The sequence below is a fragment of the Paraburkholderia sp. BR10882 genome, assembly GCF_040948855.1.
Classification (GTDB): domain Bacteria; phylum Pseudomonadota; class Gammaproteobacteria; order Burkholderiales; family Burkholderiaceae; genus Paraburkholderia; species Paraburkholderia nodosa_A.
Window position 1 is genome coordinate 42136 of record NZ_JBFPKP010000014.1, and the last position, 18308, is coordinate 60443.

The 18308-nt window shown below is 64.7% G+C and carries 16 protein-coding genes; 9 read left to right on the forward strand and 7 right to left on the reverse strand.

Annotated features, from left to right (window positions below; all coding sequences use genetic code 11):
- Positions 1 to 8: 8 nt before the first annotated feature.
- Positions 9 to 491 carry a DUF2778 domain-containing protein gene (locus AB3X99_RS28775; protein ID WP_342948766.1) on the forward strand — a complete coding sequence of 161 codons (483 nt, stop codon included), beginning with the start codon at positions 9 to 11 and terminating at the stop codon, positions 489 to 491.
- Positions 488 to 784 (forward strand): hypothetical protein, encoded by a 297-nt coding sequence (locus tag AB3X99_RS28780; RefSeq protein ID WP_368618844.1) that lies wholly within the window; start codon positions 488 to 490, stop codon positions 782 to 784. Before AB3X99_RS28775 ends, AB3X99_RS28780 begins: the two co-directional genes overlap by 4 nt.
- 81 nt (positions 785 to 865) lie before the next feature.
- Here AB3X99_RS28780 and AB3X99_RS28785 read toward each other — a convergent pair whose 3' ends face one another.
- Positions 866 to 1573 (reverse strand): GntR family transcriptional regulator, encoded by a 708-nt coding sequence (locus AB3X99_RS28785; RefSeq protein ID WP_342948768.1) that lies wholly within the window; start codon positions 1571 to 1573, stop codon positions 866 to 868.
- Between the two features lie 162 nt (positions 1574 to 1735).
- Between AB3X99_RS28785 and AB3X99_RS28790 the strand changes: the two genes are divergently transcribed.
- From AB3X99_RS28790 to AB3X99_RS28800, 3 genes are all read left to right on the forward strand, one after another.
- Entirely contained in the window at positions 1736 to 2953 is a 1218-nt protein-coding gene (locus tag AB3X99_RS28790) for an alanine--glyoxylate aminotransferase family protein (protein ID WP_368604447.1), read from the forward strand.
- Positions 2954 to 3089: 136 nt separating this feature from the next.
- Positions 3090 to 4376: an MFS transporter gene (locus AB3X99_RS28795; protein ID WP_368618845.1), complete on the forward strand. Its 1287-nt coding sequence runs from the start codon at positions 3090 to 3092 to the stop codon at positions 4374 to 4376.
- Between the two features lie 6 nt (positions 4377 to 4382).
- On the forward strand, positions 4383 to 7406 hold the full coding sequence (locus AB3X99_RS28800) for an FAD-binding and (Fe-S)-binding domain-containing protein (RefSeq protein WP_368618846.1): 3024 nt from the start codon (positions 4383 to 4385) through the stop codon (positions 7404 to 7406).
- Here AB3X99_RS28800 and AB3X99_RS28805 read toward each other — a convergent pair.
- Genes AB3X99_RS28805 through AB3X99_RS28815 form a run of 3 tightly spaced genes read right to left on the reverse strand, consistent with a single transcriptional unit; the run spans position 7403 to position 11273 of the window.
- Entirely contained in the window at positions 7403 to 8497 is a 1095-nt protein-coding gene (locus AB3X99_RS28805; RefSeq protein WP_368618847.1) for a serine hydrolase domain-containing protein, read from the reverse strand. The two genes, AB3X99_RS28800 and AB3X99_RS28805, sit on opposite strands and share 4 nt — an antisense overlap.
- A gap of 39 nt (positions 8498 to 8536) precedes the next feature.
- Positions 8537 to 9844, reverse strand: a complete 1308-nt coding sequence (locus AB3X99_RS28810; RefSeq protein ID WP_069266663.1) for an MFS transporter — start codon at positions 9842 to 9844, stop codon at positions 8537 to 8539.
- A gap of 10 nt (positions 9845 to 9854) precedes the next feature.
- On the reverse strand, positions 9855 to 11273 hold the full coding sequence (locus AB3X99_RS28815) for a M20 family metallopeptidase (protein ID WP_368618848.1): 1419 nt from the start codon (positions 11271 to 11273) through the stop codon (positions 9855 to 9857).
- 134 nt (positions 11274 to 11407) lie between these two features.
- Between AB3X99_RS28815 and AB3X99_RS28820 the strand changes: the two genes are divergently transcribed.
- Complete coding sequence (locus AB3X99_RS28820; RefSeq protein ID WP_069266722.1) at positions 11408 to 12316, forward strand: LysR family transcriptional regulator; 909 nt, start codon at positions 11408 to 11410, stop codon at positions 12314 to 12316.
- A gap of 6 nt (positions 12317 to 12322) precedes the next feature.
- Here the strand turns inward: AB3X99_RS28820 and AB3X99_RS28825 are convergent, their stop codons facing one another.
- From AB3X99_RS28825 to AB3X99_RS28835, 3 genes are all read right to left on the reverse strand, one after another.
- A complete protein-coding gene (locus AB3X99_RS28825) occupies positions 12323 to 13612 on the reverse strand; it encodes a type II toxin-antitoxin system HipA family toxin (RefSeq protein WP_368618920.1) in 1290 nt (429 codons plus the stop codon).
- Positions 13613 to 13650: 38 nt separating this feature from the next.
- Entirely contained in the window at positions 13651 to 14049 is a 399-nt protein-coding gene (locus AB3X99_RS28830; protein WP_368618849.1) for a helix-turn-helix transcriptional regulator, read from the reverse strand.
- Between the two features lie 295 nt (positions 14050 to 14344).
- Positions 14345 to 15178 carry an NAD(P)-dependent oxidoreductase gene (locus AB3X99_RS28835; RefSeq protein WP_069266660.1) on the reverse strand — a complete coding sequence of 278 codons (834 nt, stop codon included), beginning with the start codon at positions 15176 to 15178 and terminating at the stop codon, positions 14345 to 14347.
- Between the two features lie 174 nt (positions 15179 to 15352).
- Between AB3X99_RS28835 and AB3X99_RS28840 the strand changes: the two genes are divergently transcribed.
- The 3 genes from AB3X99_RS28840 (at position 15353) to AB3X99_RS28850 (ending at position 18303) form a co-directional block, all read left to right on the forward strand.
- Complete coding sequence (locus AB3X99_RS28840; protein WP_069266659.1) at positions 15353 to 16345, forward strand: LacI family DNA-binding transcriptional regulator; 993 nt, start codon at positions 15353 to 15355, stop codon at positions 16343 to 16345.
- Positions 16346 to 16785: 440 nt separating this feature from the next.
- Complete coding sequence (locus AB3X99_RS28845; protein WP_368618921.1) at positions 16786 to 17745, forward strand: TRAP transporter substrate-binding protein; 960 nt, start codon at positions 16786 to 16788, stop codon at positions 17743 to 17745.
- Between the two features lie 78 nt (positions 17746 to 17823).
- A complete protein-coding gene (locus AB3X99_RS28850; RefSeq protein WP_368604437.1) occupies positions 17824 to 18303 on the forward strand; it encodes a TRAP transporter small permease in 480 nt (159 codons plus the stop codon).
- The last annotated feature ends 5 nt before the right edge of the window (positions 18304 to 18308 follow it).

The window sequence follows — 18308 nt, forward strand, 5'->3', positions numbered from 1 at the left end:
GCGCGAATATGCCGGTAAGGTGTACATTTGCGCTGAATGGCCAAACGACCTCGACGCTGTACTGTTCCGGCTTTGGCCCGGTCGCAGCATACTCCGGGCAGAAGCAGGGGCGAGACAATCCGAACGACACGGCTATGTCCGATATAGGCCCGCTGCCCGCTGGGACATACTATATTCTTGACCGGCAATCGGGCGGACGATTTGGCTGGTTCCGGGACTGGTATGACGCGCACGGGTTCGGTTCGACCGACCATACGAAGTGGTTCATGCTATGGAACGCGCACGGCGGAGACGCGACGATGATTGATGGCATCAAGCGGGGGCACTTCAGGCTGCATCCTGAAGGACCAATGCGGCTGAGTGAAGGCTGTATTACCGTAATTAGCCCGTCCGAGTTCACGAACCTTCGACGATATATTCGTTCGCATCCGGCAGACTTGCTAGTTCCGGGTTCGGCGTTGCATGCTTACGGTACGGTTGACGTTCGATGAAACGATTGGCAGAAATCGTGTGGTTAATTTTCTGTATAGCGTTAGCCATTGCTGGGGCATACTATCTAACCACTTTCTATCTCACCATGCCGACTGACATGCCGTATTGGGTCGATCTGGCAATCCGGTCTGGTTTTAGAATCCTCCTGAAAGACAATATGCCGGGTCCTGATGATATGGGCGTGATCGCGATGCTGATTTACTTCTCGATATCAATGGCTATTTCCGGTATGGTTATCGGAATTGGGGGAAGTCTGATTTGGCGGCGCTTTCTCGCCCCTCGTTTTCGCTAAGGCGCTCAGTCGGAAAGCCCCTCCTTAGCACATCGTTTTGCCCCGCTTCGGCGGGGCTTATCATTTGAGCGTAAAGCCAACCTACTCCTGCACCGGCGGCGTATCCCCAATCCGCAACACCGCATCGCGTTTGGCGAGCAAATGCTGCCGCAGTATCGCCGCGAGCCGCTTGCCGTCGCGCGCATCGAGCGCCGCCAGCATTTCGCCGTGCTCGTGGATCGCGCGGTCCCACTTGGCGGTTTCGAAGTTCGAGCGGAACCGCAGCGCCTGCAAACGGCGATTCACCGCGATATACGTCTGCCGCAGCGCCGAATTGCGCGCCGCTTCGTTGATCTTGTCGTGAATCGCCTGATTGCGGCTGTAGTAACCGGCCAGATCGTTCTGCGCGCGGCAGGCGAGCATCGCGTAGTGCAGCGCCTTGATCTCGGCGATCTCAGCCGCGGTGATCCGCTCGCAAGCCAGTTCGCCTGAAAACGCTTCGAGGCCGCTCATGAGTTCGAAGGTCTCGCGCAGTTCCGCCTCCGACATCTTCGAGACCGAGGCGCCGCGATTCGGCGAAATCTCGATCAGCCCTTCGGACGCGAGCACCTTCAGCGCCTCGCGCAGCGGCGTGCGCGAAATGCCCAGCGTTTCGCACAGCTCGCGCTCGTTGAGCTTGCGCCCAGCCTCGAGCGCGCCTTCCACGATGAACCGCCGCAGATGGTCGACGACGGTGTCATGGAGTTGCTGGCGCGGAATGGGCGGCAGTTCCGGGCTGGTCGCAGAGGGGTTCAGGTTCGGGTTTTGCATGCAAAAGGCATTTCCATCGATTTCCAGCGAATTCTAGCCCAAGGACAGGACCCCAAAGAAGCACACTGTGCCTAGGGTAAACCACATCAGAATTGCCTGTCTGCACATGAGCTGGCTGGATTATAGTTTTTTGAATGCAAAATTCAAAACAGGAGCGATTGCATGTTGAAGCTCGATTTCCATCCCGCTGGTCGCCATTTCCTGCAGATTCCCGGGCCGAGCCCGGTGCCCGATCGCATCCTGCGCGCGATGAGCTATCCGACCATCGACCATCGCGGCCCCGAGTTCGCCGTGCTCGGGCTCAAGGTGCTGGACGGCATCAAGAAGATCTTCAAGACGCAGCAGCCGGTGGTGATTTACCCGGCCTCCGGCACGGGCGCGTGGGAAGCCGCGCTCACCAACACGCTGAGCCCCGGCGACACGGTGCTGATGTTCGAGACGGGCCATTTCGCGACGTTGTGGAAGCAAATGGCCGAACGCCTGGGCCTGAAGCCGGAATTTCTCGGCCTGCCCGGCATCGAGGGCTGGCGGCGCGGCGTGCAGGCCGACATGATCGAAAAGCGTTTGCGCGAGGACGCGCAGCACGCCATCAAGGCGGTGTGCGTGGTGCATAACGAGACCTCGACCGGCGTGACCTCGGACATCGCCGCGGTGCGCCGCGCGATCGATGCCGCCGGGCACCCGGCGCTGCTGCTCGTCGACACGATTTCCGGTCTCGCCAGCGCTGACTATCGCCATGACGAATGGGGCGTGGACGTGACCGTCTCCGGCTCGCAGAAGGGTCTCATGCTGCCGCCGGGCATCAGCTTCAACGCGGTTTCGGCGAAGGCGCTGGCCGCGAGCGAGCACGCGAAGCTGCCGCGCAGCTTCTGGGGCTGGACCGAAATCATCGAGATGAACAAGAGCGGCTACTGGCCGTACACGCCCAACACGAACCTGCTCTACGGCCTTTCCGAAGCGCTCGACATGCTGCAGGACGAAGGGCTCGACAACGTGTTCGCGCGGCATCAGCGGCTGGGCGAGGCGTGCCGGCGCGCGGTGCGCGCGTGGGGCCTCGAGATCCAGTGCGCCGATCCCGCCGTCTACAGTCCCGTGCTCACGGGCGTGATGATGCCCGAAGGCGTGGATGCGGATGCCGTGCGCAAGATCATCTACGAGCGCTTCGATCTCTCGCTCGGCACGGGCCTCGGCAAGGTCAAAGGGCGCATGTTCCGCATCGGGCATCTGGGCGACTGCAACGATCTCACGCTGCTGGCGGCATTGGCCGGCTGCGAGATGGGCCTGCGCATTGCGGGCGTGCCCCTGAAGGACAGCGGCTTGCCAGCCGCGATGGACTATCTCGCGGCGCAACCCAACGTGGTGTCGCTGAAAGCCGCCTGAAACAAGCACTTTTTCACATGCCGCGCACGGGGCGCGGCATGCCAGGCCGATTCCGGGCGATGCAAGATCGTTCCCATGCCGGACGCCACTTCGAGAAGGGCGATGCGGCCGACAGAACCAGCAACGGAGACTGACGATGAAACGGTATCGATTGACGAGCGCGAGCAGCATCGTGCTGATCATGCTCTGCATCATGTATTTCATCACCTACCTCGACCGTGTGAACGTGAGCACGGCGGCGGCGGGCTTCGGCAAGGAGTTCCAGCTTTCGCATACCGAAGTGGGACTGGTTTTTTCGGCGTTTGCGTATCCGTACCTGCTGTTTCAGATCATCGGCGGCTGGGTGAGCGACCGCTTCGGTGCGCGGCGCACGCTGCTTTTCTGCGGTGCGCTGTGGGGCGTGGCCACGGTTCTCACCGGCATGGCGGGCGGCCTCGCCACGCTGCTCGCCGCGCGCCTGTTGCTCGGCTTCGGCGAGGGCGCGACGTTTCCCGCCTCGACTTCGGCCATGTCGCGCTGGGTCGCGAAAGAGCGGCGCGGCTTCGCGCAGGGCATCACGCACTCCGCCTCGCGCATCGGCAATGCCGTGGCGCCAGCGGTGGTCGTGCTGGTGATGGCGCGCTACGGCTGGCGCGAATCGTTCTTCGTGTGCGGCGCGCTCAGCCTGCTGTGGGTGGTGGTGTGGGCGTTCACGTTCACCGAACATCCGAAGGATCACCCGCGCATTACCGAGGCCGAGCTCGCGATCCTGCCGCCGCCCAAGCCGCGCGCGACCGGCCTGCCGTGGATGGCGCTCTTCAGGCGCATGATTCCGGTGACGATCGTCTACTTCTGCTACGGCTGGACGCTGTGGCTTTTCCTTAGCTGGATCCCGCAATACTTCCTGCACAACTATCACCTGCAGTTGGGCAAGTCGGCGATCTTCGCCTCGGTGGTCTTCCTCGCGGGCGTGGTGGGCGACACGCTCGGCGGCCTCGTGACCGACTGGCTCTTTCAGCGCACGGGCAACCTCAAGCGCGCGCGCAGCTGGATGGTCTCGGTGTGCATGCTGATCACGCTGATCGTGCTTGTGCCGCTGATGTTCGTGCACGACCCGGTCATTTCGATGGCGTGCCTCGCGGCGGGCTTTTTCTTCGCCGAAATGACGATCGGGCCGATGTGGGCGATTCCCATGGATATCGCGCCGGAATTCTCGGGCACGGCGAGCGGCATGATGAACACGGGCTCGGCGCTGGCCGCGATCATCTCGCCCGTGGTGGGCGGTTTTCTGATCGACCGCTTCGGCAACTGGGACCTGCCGTTCGTGGGCAGCATGGTGCTGATGGGGTGCGGCGTGATCCTCGCGTTCCGCATGCAGCCGGAGAGCCGCTTCGAGCTGGGCACGAAGACTGACGAACCCGCAGGTTCTCATCAAGGAGTGTGAACGGCGATGGAAGGCGCACGCACCTCGGGCATGCTGGTCAAGCCGGTTCATCTCGTTCCTTCGAGCGCGGGCCACGGCTCGCCGCTCGCGCGGCGTCTGCGTGAAGCACTGCGCGGCGACGTGTGGTTCGATGCCGCAAGCCGCGGCCGTTACGCAACCGACGCATCGATCTATCAGATCATGCCCATCGGCGTGGTCGTGCCACGCGATCAGGACGACTTGCGCGCCGCGCTGGAAGTGGCGCGCCTCGCGCACGCTCCCGTGCTGGCGCGCGGCGCGGGTACGAGCCAGTGCGGGCAGACGGTGGGCGAAGCGCTCGTGATCGACACGTCGAAGTGGCTCAACAACGTCGTCGAGTTCGACGCCGATGCGCGCACGGTGACGGTCGAACCGGGCGTCGTGCTCGATCATCTGAACGCGTGGCTCAAGCCGCACGGGTTGTGGTTTCCCGTGGATGTGTCGACGGCGGCGCAGTGCACGATCGGCGGCATGGCGGGCAACAACTCGTGCGGCTCGCGTTCGATCGAATACGGCAACATGGTGCACAACGTGCTCGGCATCGACGCGATTCTCGCGGATGGCACCGAAGCGCGCTTCCAGTCGCTGAACATGCCGCACGAAGGCGTGCGGCTGGCGGCGCTGCTCGAAGGCGTACAGCGTATCGCCACGCGCGAGCGCGGCGAGATCGCGGAACGCATGCCGAAGGTGCTGCGCCGTGTGGCCGGCTACAACATCGACCTGTTCGATTGCCAGAACCCGCTCGCTTATACCGACGACGGCGTGGCGAATCTCGCGCATCTGCTCGTGGGCTCCGAAGGCACGCTCGCGTTCAGCCGGCAGATCACGCTGAAGCTCGCGCCGTTGCCCGCGCACAAAACGCTGGGCGTGGTGAGTTTTCCCACCTTCTGGCAGGCGATGGACTCGGCGCAGCACATCGTCAAGCTCAAGCCGACTGCGGTCGAGCTGGTCGATCGCACGATGATCGAACTCGCGCTCGGCAATCCGGGCTTCAAGCCGGTGATCGAAAAGGCGCTGGTGGGCATGCCCGATGCGATCCTGCTGGTCGAGTTCGCGGGCGACGAGCGTGACGCCCAGCTGCGCCGCCTCGATGACCTGGTCCAGCTGATGGGCGATCACGGCCTGCCGGACTCAGTCGTGAAGATGACGGATGCGAACGAGCAAAAGGCGCTGTGGGAAGTGCGCAAAGCGGGCTTGAACATCATGATGAGCATGAAGGGCGACGGCAAGCCCGTCTCGTTCATCGAGGACTGCGCCGTGCCGCTCGAGCATCTCGCGGAGTACACGAGCCGCCTGACCGACATCTTCCATCGGCACGGCACCGAAGGCACGTGGTACGCGCACGCGAGCGTCGGCACGCTGCACGTGCGGCCGATACTCGACATGCGCCGCGACGGTGCGGCGAAAATGCGCGCGATAGGCGAGCAGGCTGCGGAATTGGTACGCGAGTACAAGGGTGCGTTTTCGGGCGAGCATGGCGATGGTCTGTGCCGCGGCGAATGGATTGCCTGGCAGTACGGACCGAAGATCAACGCCGCATTCTCGGAAATCAAGCAGCTGTTCGACCCCGAGAACCGTTTCAATCCCGACAAGATCGTGCGGCCGCCGAAAATGGACGACGCGACGCTGTTCCGCTTCGCGCCGGGATATCGCGAGCGCCAGATGCGGCCGATGCTCGACTGGTCGGCGTGGGACGTGGGCCGCGATCCGCTAACGGGTGTAGAAACGCCGCCCGGCAGCGGCGACGACCTGACCGGCGGCCTCGCGAAGGCCGTGGAGATGTGCAACAACAACGGCCACTGCCGCAAGTTCGACGCGGGCACGATGTGCCCGAGCTACCGCGTGACGAAGGACGAGAAGCACGTGACGCGTGGCCGCGCGAACACGCTTCGGCTCGCGATCTCTGGCCAGTTGGGCGAGGACGGACTCGCAAGCGACGACGTCAAGGACACGCTCGACCTGTGCGTATCGTGCAAAGGCTGCAAGCGCGACTGTCCCACCGGCGTGGACATGGCGAAGCTGAAAATCGAGGCGCGCGCTGCATGGAATACGAAGCACGGTCTGAAGCTGCGCGAGAAGATGATTGCCTATTTACCGCGCTATGCGCGACGCGCGGCGCAAGCCGGCGGCCTTGCGGCGGCGGGCGAGCGTATCCCGGTGGTCTCCGCGTGGGCAAAGCGCATGCTCGGCTTCGCGCCGCAACGCTCGCTGCCGCAGTTGCGGCCTTCGTTCCTTGCGGAGGTCGCGGCCGCAAAGCCCGACGCAGCAGCGGCAACGAAGGAAGTGGTGCTGTTCGTCGACACCTTCAACGACAACTTCGAGCCCGAAAACGCCCGCGCCGCGCAACGTGTGCTCGAAGCGGCCGGCTATTTCGTGCACTTCAACGTGCGCGGCGAAGAGCGCCCGCTCTGCTGTGGCCGCACCTTCCTCGCCGCGGGACTGGTCGACGAGGCAAAGCGCGAGGCGCGGCGCCTGCTCGATACGCTGATGCCGTTCGTGGCCCGCGGCGTGTCGATCGTCGGGCTCGAACCTTCGTGCCTGCTCTCGATGCGCGACGAATTCCTGCAATACGGCTACGGCAACGAAGCGCGGGAGTTGTCGGCCGCGGCGTTCCTGTTCGAGGAATTCCTCGTGCGCGAGAAAGGCGCGGGCCGCTTCGATCTGACGTTGCACGAACTCGATGCGCCACGCGCGTGGGTGCACGGCCACTGCCACCAGAAAGCATTCGACGCCTTCCGCCCCGTGCTCACGGTGCTGGGCTGGATTCCGGGCCTCGATGTTAAGCCGATCGAATCGTCATGCTGCGGGATGGCGGGCAGCTTCGGCTACGAAGCGGAGCACTACGAAGCTTCGCTGGCGATGGCCGAGCTGGCGCTGTTGCCCGCCGTGCGCAAGGCGGATCGCGCCGATCTCGTCGTGGCGGATGGCACGAGTTGCCGCCACCAGATCCACGACGGCGCAAACGCCACGGCGCTGCACGTGGCGCGGGTGCTGGAAATGGCGCTGCGCTAGGTCGCCAGCGTCCTCGTGCCCTGGCGCGCGCGCACGGCATCCACGGCGTGCAGCATCTTGCCGAAGAACGCATCGGCGAATTGCGAATCGAGCCAGCGCACGATCAGCGCGATCTTGCGCTCGGGCTCGATCCACATGAACGAACTGCCCGCGCCGACGCCAAACCAGCTCGACTCGGGCACGCTCGGGAACATGCGCCGCCCCGTGTTGAGCCACACCAGTGAGCCGTAGAACGGCGCGAGCGGGCAGGGCGTGCGCATACGCGCGATCCATTCGCTCGAGAGTACGCGGCGGCCGGATACGACGCCGTCGTCGAGCAGCATTTGCGCGACCTTCAACTGGTCGTTTGCGCTCACCGACATGCCGCCGCCCCAATGCGAGCCGCCCGGAACCGACTGCACGCGTCTGCCGCCCTGATCGATCCACGCGTCGTCGTAACCGACCCATTGCCAGTTCTCGCTCGCGCCGACGGGCCTCATGATCGTCTCGCGAAAGACTTCGGGTAACGAACGACCGAACAGGCACAGGAGCGCGAACGAAAGCTGGTTGATGCGCACGTCGTTGTATTCCCAATACGTGCCGGGTGCGCGTAACGGGCGCAAGTCGCCTTTTTTCCCGTCGGGCGGCTCGCCGAACGTAACGGCGCGATAGTGATCGGCCTGATCGGTAAGGCCGAAGCACGTGCCTTGCCATTCGCTCGTCTGTTGCAGTAGATGCGCCCACGTGACCTGCGCATTGTGGTCATCGTCGAAGCCGATGCCGGGCGCGCGCACGTGGACGGGCTCGTCGGGATCGGGCAGCAGGCCGCGATCGTGCGCCACGCCCGCGAGCAGGGCCAGATACGTCTTGGCGATGCTGAAGGTCAGATCGGGCCGATCGGGCGCGCCCCATTGCGCGAGCGGGCGCCCGTTCACAGCAACCGCGCCGGACACAGGGCCGCGATCGTGAATGGGGCCCAGCAAGCAGTTCCACGGCGGCGGGTCGTTCACGTGCACGCCGAAGTTGCCATCGGCATTGCGGTCCCATGCCGATTCGTGATCGACGGAAAACTGGATGGCGTCCTGAATTTCTTGCGGCAAATCGTGTTGCATACGTGCGTGTTTCCTGTTGGTGTTCTTGTGCGGGCCGCTTCAACGGGCGTCGAGGCGCATGCAGGCCCAGATCAGCGTAGCGAGGCTCAACACGGCCGCGAACATCAGCCAGAGCCCCGGCGCGAGATTGTTGCCGGTCGCCGCAATGAGCGCGGCCACGGCGAGCGGCGTGAAGCCGCCGAACACGGTCGTGCCGACGTTATAGGCGAGCGCCATGCCCGTGGTGCGCGTGCGTGCGGGGAAGAAGCTGGCCATGAGCGCCGGAATCGAGGCGAAATAGGTGACCTTCAGCACCGCGATCCAGACCACGGCCGCCAGCAGCGAGGGCAGCGAAGGATGGGCGGTGACGAACATGAACGCGGGATAGACGGTGAGCAGGAACAGCACGCCCGCCGCGAACATGATGCGCGTGCGGCCCACCTTGTCCGACCAGTGGCCCACGATCGGCGTGAGCACGATGGCGATCAGGCCGGCCACGAGCGTGGCGATGAAGCCCGACGAAGGTGCGAGGCCGAGCTGCCGCGCGGCATAGGTCGGCATGTAGAGCAGCACGTATTGGGCCGAGGTAGTCAGGATCAGCACGCCGATCGATGCGATCACGCGCGCCTTCTGCGTGGCGAACAGTTCGCGCACGGGCGACTCGGCTTTTTCGATACGCTCGAATTCGGGCGTTTCGTCCATGCGTCGGCGGATATAAAGGCCCACGGGACCGATCAGCACACCGAACAGGAACGGAATGCGCCAGCCCCAGCCTTCGAGCTGCGGCTGCGTGAGCATGCCCGTGAGCACCGCGCCGAACAGGGAGACGAGCAGCGTGCTTGCGCCCTGGCTCGAGAACTGCCAGCTCGACATGAAACCGCTGCGCTGCGGCGCGTGCTCGATCAGGAAGGCAGTGGAACTGCCGAACTCGCCGCCCGCCGAAAAGCCTTGCAGAAGACGCGAGGCAAAAATGCCGATGGGCGCGAGGATGCCGATCGTCGCGTAGGTGGGCATCAGCGCGACCATGCCGGTGCCGATCGTCATCATCGTAATGGAGAGCGTGAGCGACGCCTTGCGGCCCTTGCGGTCGCTGTATGAGCCGAGCACGAGCGCGCCGACCGGCCGCGCGAGGTACGAGAGCGCGAATGTGCCGAGCGTGAGCAGCAGCGACATCGTTGCGTTGTGAACGGGGAAGAAGAGCTTGGAGAGCGTCGAGGCGAAGTAGCCGTACGCCAGCAGGTCGTAGAACTCGAGCGCGTTGCCGATCGAAGTCGCGACGATGAGCCGCGAGACGTTCTTGCCGGACGTGCCTTGAGCAGGCTCTGACCAGGGCTCGCTGCCGTGCGCGGGTAGGGATTCGATGCTCATTGCGACGTCCTCATGCAAGCGTGGTGGGATGCGGTGCGGGGTTGGACGCGCCGGCCTCTCTTGCGCCGAGGTCCCAGAAGAGGCCAGCCATGATGCGCAGCCCGTCGCGCACGACCGGGCCGAGCAGGTGCTCGTTCGGCGCGTGCTGCGAGCAGCCCGGATACGAATGCGGCACCCACAGCGTGGGCATGCCGAGCACCTCGGCGAATACGTCGTTGGGCAGCGTGCCGCCGAGATTCGGCAGCAGCACGGGGTCGGCTCCCGTGGTCTCGCGCAGCGAGCGCAGCGCCCATTGCACCCAGGCGTTGTCGGGATCGACGCGCGTGGCCGGTGCGCCGCGTTCCACTTCGAGTTCGATCATCTCGAAGCCGTGCGCATCGAGGTGCGCGCGCACGATCCGTTCGAGGTCCTGCCAGTTCGTGCCCACGACGAAGCGGATCTGCATGTACGCGATGGCGTGCGGCGGAATCGCGTTCACGGGCTTCTCGGGGTTGCCCGTGCGGAACGCGAGTACTTCCAGATTGTTCCAGCCGAACACGCGCTCGGTGGGCGTGAGGCCCGGCTCGCCGTAGTCGCGATCGACCTCGGGCTCGCCCGGATTGCCGCCCACGCGAATTTCGGCGAGCGCGCGGCGCACGGATTCCGGAATCGGCGGCGGGCGCAGGCCATCGACGAGGATCTTGCCGTGCGCATCGACCATGGAAGCGATCGCATTCGCGAGCACGACGCCCGGATTGCGCAGCAGGCCGCCCCAGTTGCCCGAATGATGACTGCCTTCGCGCAGCGTGAGTTCGAGCTTGAAATTGACGAGGCCGCGCGAGCCGAGAAAGATTGTCGGACGGTGCGCGCTCAGGCGCGGTCCGTCGGAGGCGATCAGCACGTCGGCGGCGAGTTCGTCGCGCAACCGCGTGCACAGTTCGTGCAGGCCCGGCGAGCCGACTTCCTCGCCCGTTTCGAACAGCAGCTTGAGGTTGAAGCCGAGTTTGCCGCCGCGCGCGTCGAGCACGGCCTCGAGCGCCGCGAGGTTGATGCTGTGCTGGCCTTTGTTGTCGGCGGTGCCGCGGCCGTACCAGCGCTCGCCGTCGACGGTTACGTCCCATGGCGTGAGGCCCGAGCGCCATTGCGCGTCGTAGCCGCGTACCACGTCGCCGTGGCCGTAGCTGAGCGCGGTGGGCAGCGCATCGTCTTCGTGGCGGTGAGCAATCAGGAACGGGCCCGCGCCGTTGGCGGGATTCTCGACGACCCGGCAGGTGAAACCCCATTGGGTGAGCAGCGGCGTGAGTTCCTCGTCCAGATAGGCGCGCAAACGGCCGCCGCTCTCCGGCTCCTGGCTCTCGGTGCGAAACGCCACGCGGCGGCGCAGGTCGTTCAGGAAGCGGCCTGAATCGTATTGATCGACTGCAGTTTGAATGGCGGTGTCACGGGTCAACGCGCGTCTCCCTCTGTTCGATGGCGTTTGATGACGTCGACCGATCCTGCAACCACCGATATTTCTGCACAATTACAATATTTGTGATCTATCTTTGCCGAAACGGCAAAGCGGACGAGACCGCGCTCATCGACATGGACAACACCGCACTGCGCTATTTTCTGGAAGTGGCCCGCAGCGGCTCGCTGAGCAAGGCGTCCGAGCGGCTCTACGTTGCCGTGTCTGCGCTCAGCCGGCAGATCGCCCGGCTCGAAGAGGAGCTCGGCACGCCGTTATTCGAACGGCGCCCGCGCGGCATGGTGCTGAGCGAGGCGGGGCGCATGCTGGCCGAGCACGCGCGGCGCAGCCTGCTCGAAACGGAGCGCGTGGTCGGCGAGATTCGCGGGCTGAGCGAGGGCGGTCGCGCGACCATCCGCGTTGCGAGTTCCGAAGGCCTCGCGCCGGATTTTCTGCCACAGGTATTTGCTCACTTTCTCCGGAGCCATCCGCAAACGCATTTTCAGCTGGACGTGTCGGCGCCTTCTGTTGCAACGCAGCGCGTGCGCGAGGGCACAGCCGATATCGCGCTGTGCTTCAGCGTCGCGCCCGAGAAGGAGATTGCCGTGCACTGTTCGCAGCGCGCGCCGATCTTCGCGCTCATGCGGCGCGATCATCCGCTGGCGGCGCGCGAGTCGCTGTCGTTGCGCGATCTGATCCCCTGGCCGGTCGCCATGAACAGCCAGGGCGTGACGATCCGCCAGCTCCTCGACATCGCGTGCAGCCTCGAAGGGCTGATCTTCGAGCCGGTGTTCGTCAGCAACTATCATGTGGCGTTGCAACGATTCGTACGCCTCACCGATGCCGTGACGTTCACCGGCTTTCTGACCGTGCGCGGCCGTCTCGAGGTGGAGGGGCTGGCCGCGGTGCCGCTCACGAACCCGGAACTGCATCAGCGCACGCTGCAGATCCAGACGATGGCGGGCCGCACGCTGCCGCAAACCATGCAGGCCTTTCTCGACCTGCTCACGCGCGCGATCGACGACGAGGAGCTTGCGGGCGGCTGATTTCGCCTACGCGGTAAGCCTCGCGGCGAGCCGGCGCATGCCGGCGAAAACGGCGTCGGCTACATCTGCGGGGAAATCAGCGGGGATCTGCGCCGCGACGGCTTCGATCACGCGCGGCGTTTGCGCTGCCACCTGCGCGAGCATCGCTTCGACATCCGCCGCGGCGAATCCCACGCGCTGGCCTTGCGCGATCCAGTGCCGCGGATAGATCTCCTCGACGCGATAGTGCCGGTTGCGTCCGCGCACGGCCATCGCAAGGCTCACGCGCTGCGGCGCAATATGATTGCGGCCCCGGCCGACGACCGGATGCGCGCTGAGCACGTCGTAGAGCGGCGTGGCGGCGTACTGGCTGCCGGGCAGCAGCGCAATGCTGTAGTTCTTCGCGTGGCCGTCCGTGGCCGCGAGCAGCCAGAAGATGAGCTGCGTGACGAAGAAGTTGCGGCGATCGGCCGTGGCCTGCACGGAGCCGTCCAGCACCTGCATGATCGCGTCGATGCCGGGGCCGCCGTCGGCTTCGTATTTGGCGAGCCCGGACGTGCCCGTGGCCTGGCACAGATCCTCCTGCGGCAGGCGCACGATCCACCTGGCGTCGCTCGCAAGACGCCGGTCGAAACGCTCCACGATCAGTGCCTTCGCGTCCTCGAATTGCGCCATTTCGCACGGCGCGACGGGCAAACCGTAGCCCGCGATGATTTGCGTGCACAGCCATTCGTTTTCCACCGAGGTGCGCATGTCGGCGCGCATGTTGCCGACGAGGCCGAGCGGCAGCTTCAGGATGTGCGTGGTCGGCGTGCTGCCCTGCGGAAGCAGCCACTGCCCGCCATGCCGCAGCAGTGCGGTCTTTTCCTGCGCCCCGGCGATCGACAGCCGCAGGCTGTCCACGGCTTCGTGCTCGCCCGCATGCGGCGTGGCGGTGGTTTCGCGCAGCAGTTGCGCGATGTCGCCTTCGCTCAGGGCGCGCCCCTTGATGCTCTTCAGGCCGGTGGGCGCAACGCCGGCTGGAAGGATCTGCAGCGCGCCCACGCAATCGCGGCCGAGCGCGGCGAGCAGCTCGAACGGCGAGGTGCCGCCGGTCTGGTAGCGCGCGGCGATGCGTCTGCGGATGCGGTCGCTGTCCGGCAGCAGATTGTCGAAATAGTCCGCGACAATCTGGCCGCGGTAGGGCTGGTTGCCGGGCGTGAACGGCAGCGAGAGCGAAAGGGGGCGGCCTTGCTCGTCGTCGAGCCAGCTGTCGAGGTAGACGAGGCGTTCGTTGCCGCGCACGTTCTCCCAGTAGCCCACCGGGAGGCCGTTCATCCACAGGTCGAGCCGGTTGGGCAGGCGGGGGCGTGTGCTCACCAGTCCTCCCTCGGCTTGCGGCGGCCGGCGGACTGGCGCTGCGGCGCGGCCTCCGCCGGCGTGGCGCGGGTGCGTTTGCGGGCGGCCGGGGGGTTGGCCGCGCTCGGCATCCTGGCTGCAGCCGCAGGTGCTTTGGCCGGGCGGGGCGCGGCTTTCGCCGCGACAGGCGAGGCCTTGGCTTCGGGCGCGCCGAGCTTGATTTCGACGTCGACGAGGCGCAAGACCCGCACGAGCCGCTCGACGCTCGCGGCTTCGGGATTCGCCTCGAACGCGGCATAGCTCTGCTGCGAGATGCCGAGCCGCGCGGCGATGTCTTTCTGGGTGAGGCCGGCCTTCTTGCGGAAGCCGACGAGAATCGGGCGCAGCTGGCTCAGGGTCTTGAGAGGGTAGTCCACGGCAACTCCGGGCGGCGAAATGCCGATGCAGGCGGCCGAGGCAAACGGAAACGCGCGGCCCAGTCGGATACAGTCTATACCATGTAAAGTAAAAATACAAATCACAGGCTGTAATTTAAAAATACAGTCTACAGATTGTATTCGCTGCCGGGCGAGGGCGGCGGTAGGTGCATGACACGCCAGTAAATGTGCAACTAACTGTCAATCGCCGCGCAACCCCGCCCTAGCCGCTTCGCGGCCAGGGCAGTCTGCTTGCAGGCGTCCGGGCCCGTCTTCCCTTTTATCAGGACTCCGATCAGCGTTCGGCGCCATGCATCGGCTCGCCGAGCACGAACGGTCCGCCCTGATACTGCTGCGCAGCGTCGCCGAGCTCGGCGTTCGGCGCGGTCGCCGGGAAGCGCTCGGCGTACGGCGCCGAGCTGTCGCGCGGGCGGTAGCCGAGGAATCCCGCCTTGCCGTTGTCCCACCAGCTCGCCGGATTGTCCGACACGCCATAGACGATCGCATGACCCACGCGGTTGGTGAACAGCGAGCAGCGCACGAGTTCGATGAAGTCGCGATAGCTCAGGAACGTCACGAGCATGCGTGCGTTCTTCGGTTCTTCGAACGACGAACCGATGCGCAGGCAGACCGTCTCCATGCCGAAGCGATCGAAGTAATAGCGCGACAGCGATTCGCCGAAGCATTTCGTCACGCCGTACAGGCTGTCCGGCCGGTGCGCGGCATCGGTATCGAGCACGCTCGTGACGGGATGGAAGCCCGTGACGTGATTGGAGCTGGCGTAGACGATGCGCTTGACGCCGTGCTTGCGCGCGGCTTCATAGAGGTTGTACGTGCCGCGAATGTTGGCTTCGAGTAGATCGTCGAATGGCGCGTCGATGGAGATGCCGCCCAGGTGCACGATCGCATCCACGCCCTCCACGAGTTGCATGACCGCCGCGCGATCCGAGAGGTCGACGCGGCGCGTTTCCTCGTGTGCCGCCGCCTCGCCCGGCTCCGTGATGTCGCTGACGCGAACGATCTCGGCCCAGTTCGCGAGCGCGCCGCGCAACTGACGGCCCAGATTGCCGCCCGCGCCGGTAAGAAGAAGGCGGCCGAACGGTTTGGCTGCAAGTGGGTGTTGCGACATCAGGGCTCCCTGGAGATTATTTTGGTATTGAAAACGCGAGGAAAACGTTTTCCAAATATAGCCATCGGCAGTCGCAGCGTCAATGGAGGAATACCTGCGGCGAATACCGGGGTTCACCCCAGGTCCGTTTCTGCGACAATGCTCGCCGTCGATCCTCCCTGGCGTTGCCGATCTATGAAAAGTGGTTCCCCGACGATTCGCGATGTCGCCGCCATGGCCGGCGTTTCGGTCGCGACGGTATCGAAGTACGTGAACGGCACCCAGCGCTTTTCGCCGGCGGTGGAAGCGAAGGTCAAGGACGCCATCGCGCTGCTCGGCTACCGCTCCAATCCGCTGGCGCGCTCGATGATCACGGGGCGCACGCGCACCATCGGCATCGCCATTCTGGACATCGCGAACCCGCACTTCACGAACGTGGTCAAGGGCGCGAACCGCGTGGCGCTCCAGCACGACTACACGCTGCTTCTCGTGGACGCCGAAGAGAATCTGGCCCGCGAACGCTCGCTCATCGAAGCGCTCGCGCCGCGCGTGGACGGGCTCATCGTCAGCTCGCGGGCTTCCGAGGAAATCGCCCGGTGGACGATGAATCTGGGCAAGCCGGTCGTCATGCTCAGGACCGTGCGCGGGCTCGACATGCCCACCGTCGGTTTCGACAACCGGCTCGCGACGTCTATGCTGGTGCGTCATCTGCTCAATCTCGGGCACCGGCATATCGCCTATCTGGGCTTCGCCGCGGCGACCATCAACGACGAGCGTATTGCCGGCGCCACCGAGGCGCTGGCCGAGGCCGGCCTCACGCTCGATGTCTACGAAACGCACGCGCCGACCGCCCAGGCGGGCGAGCACGCCTGCTCGCGGGTGATGCTCGGCCCGAAACGCCCGCAGGCGGTGATCTGCTACAACGACCTCATTGCGCTCGGCTTCATGAAGGAGGCCAGGTCGCTCGGCTTTCGCGTGCCGCAGGACGTCTCGGTTGCCGGCATCGACAACGTGCCCTATGGCGAATACGTCGAGCCGCGCCTGACCACGATCGACGGGCAGAGCGAGCGCATGGGCGAACTGGCCATGCAAAAGCTCATCGACGTCCTGGCCGGCCGCGCCGATGTCGAGCAGGTCGTGCTCGAACCCCGCCTCGTCGTGCGCGACTCGACCGTCGCCTGTCGCTGATTCCCTGATCGCTGTAGATCCCCCGCGCTGGCCGCCAAACAACGGCCGGCGGCCTTGCCACGCCTGTTTCCGATACGCCAACTGGGCCGCGCCAACCGTGCTTCGCTCCGCGTAACTACCTACTAGCCATTTTGAAGGGAACGCATTAAATTTCGAGAAAACGTTTTCCAGAAATGGCACGGGAAGAACAAAAGGAGATCGGAAAATGGCGGAGAACACGCGCCGGTCGAAGTGCGCTGTGGTCGGGGTGGCGATTGCCGGCGCCCGACCCCACCTTTGCGTCGTCCTTCACGCAGGTATCACCCACCACCGGTTCTGAGACACCCGGTTGGCCAGCGAATCAGCCCAAACACGGCTCGAAAACAACTCTTCCATTCTTGGGGCAAGCAATGAAAAAGACCTTTCGCAACTCACAGGGTGCACGCACCGCGAAGACCGCAATGACCGTTCTGGCGGCGGCGCTGGCGCTCACCGCAGGCGCTGCGCACGCGCGCGTGTTCCGCGTCGCCGACGTGCACAGCGACACCTTCCCGACCAATATGGCGCTCAAGCACATGGGCGAGGAAATTTCGCAGGCCACGGGCGGCAAGGATTCCATCAAGGTGTTCGGCAACAGCGCACTCGGTTCGGAGAACGATACGATCGATCAGGTGCGTATCGGCGCGCTCGACATGGTGCGCGCCAATGGCGCCGCGTTCAACGAGATCGTGCCGGAATCGATGATTCCCTCGCTGCCGTTCCTCTTTCGCGACATCGACCATTTCCGCAAGGTGATGTACGGCCCCGAAGGCCAGAAGATTCTCGACGCGTTCAAGGCCAAGGGCATGATTGCGCTGACCTTCTACGAGAGCGGCGCGCGCTCGATCTACGCGAAGCGTCCGATCAAGTCGCCGGCCGACATGAAGGGCCTGAAGGTGCGCGTGCAGCCGTCTGACCTCATGGTCGACGAAATCAAGGCGATGGGCGGCTCGCCCACGCCGATGCCGTTCGCCGAAGTCTATACGGGCCTGAAGACGGGCCTCGTGGATGCAGCGGAAAACAACCTGCCGTCGTACGAGGAAACCAGGCACTACGAAGTGGCGCAGGTGTATTCCGAGACGGACCATGCCATGACCCCGGAGGTGCTGGTGTTCTCGAAGAAGGTATGGGACACGCTCACGCCGCAGGAGCAGGAGATCATCAAGAAGGCCGCAGCCGACTCGGTGCCGTACTACGTGAAGCTCTGGACCGCGCGCGAAGACACGGCGGGCAAGACGGTGGAAAAGGGCGGCGCGACCATCATTCCGGCCGCGCAGGTCGATCGCGCGGCCTTCGTGAAGGCCATGCAGCCGGTCTGGACGAAGTATGAAAAGACGGCCGACATGAAGAAGATTGTGGACGAAATCCAGGCGATTCACTAAAGCCCGGGGCTCCGCGTCACAAGCGGCGCGGAGCCGGAAGAACGCCGTTGTGCAGTGTGTGCCGTGCAAGGATGGATCATGACTTTCCTGAAACTCCCCAACGATTTGCTGTTTCGCCTGCTGACGATCGTTGCCTCGGTTGCGCTCGCCGCGCTGACGGTTCTCGTCTTCTACGGCGTGATCATGCGCTACGTGTTCGAGAGCGCACCCGATTTCGTCGAGCCGGTCGCGTTGCTGCTGGTAGTCACGATCGCCATGTTCGGCGCCGCGCTCAAGGTTCGCGAGCGCGGGCATATCGGTCTCGATTCGCTCGTCAAGAAGCTTTCCCCGCGTGGGCAACTGATCGCCGAGGCGTTCCAGCACCTCTGCCTGATCGCGCTTGGCGTGGCGATTTTCTTCGGCTGCCTGCAAATGGCGGACACGACCATGGATGACCACATCGCGATTCTCGGCATACCGGAAGCGGTGCGCTATGTCATACCGGTCGTGGCCGGTACCTGCATCGTGCTGTTCTCGCTCGAGCATCTTCTGGCGCTGTTCGTACGCAAGGCAAAGTAGGGCAA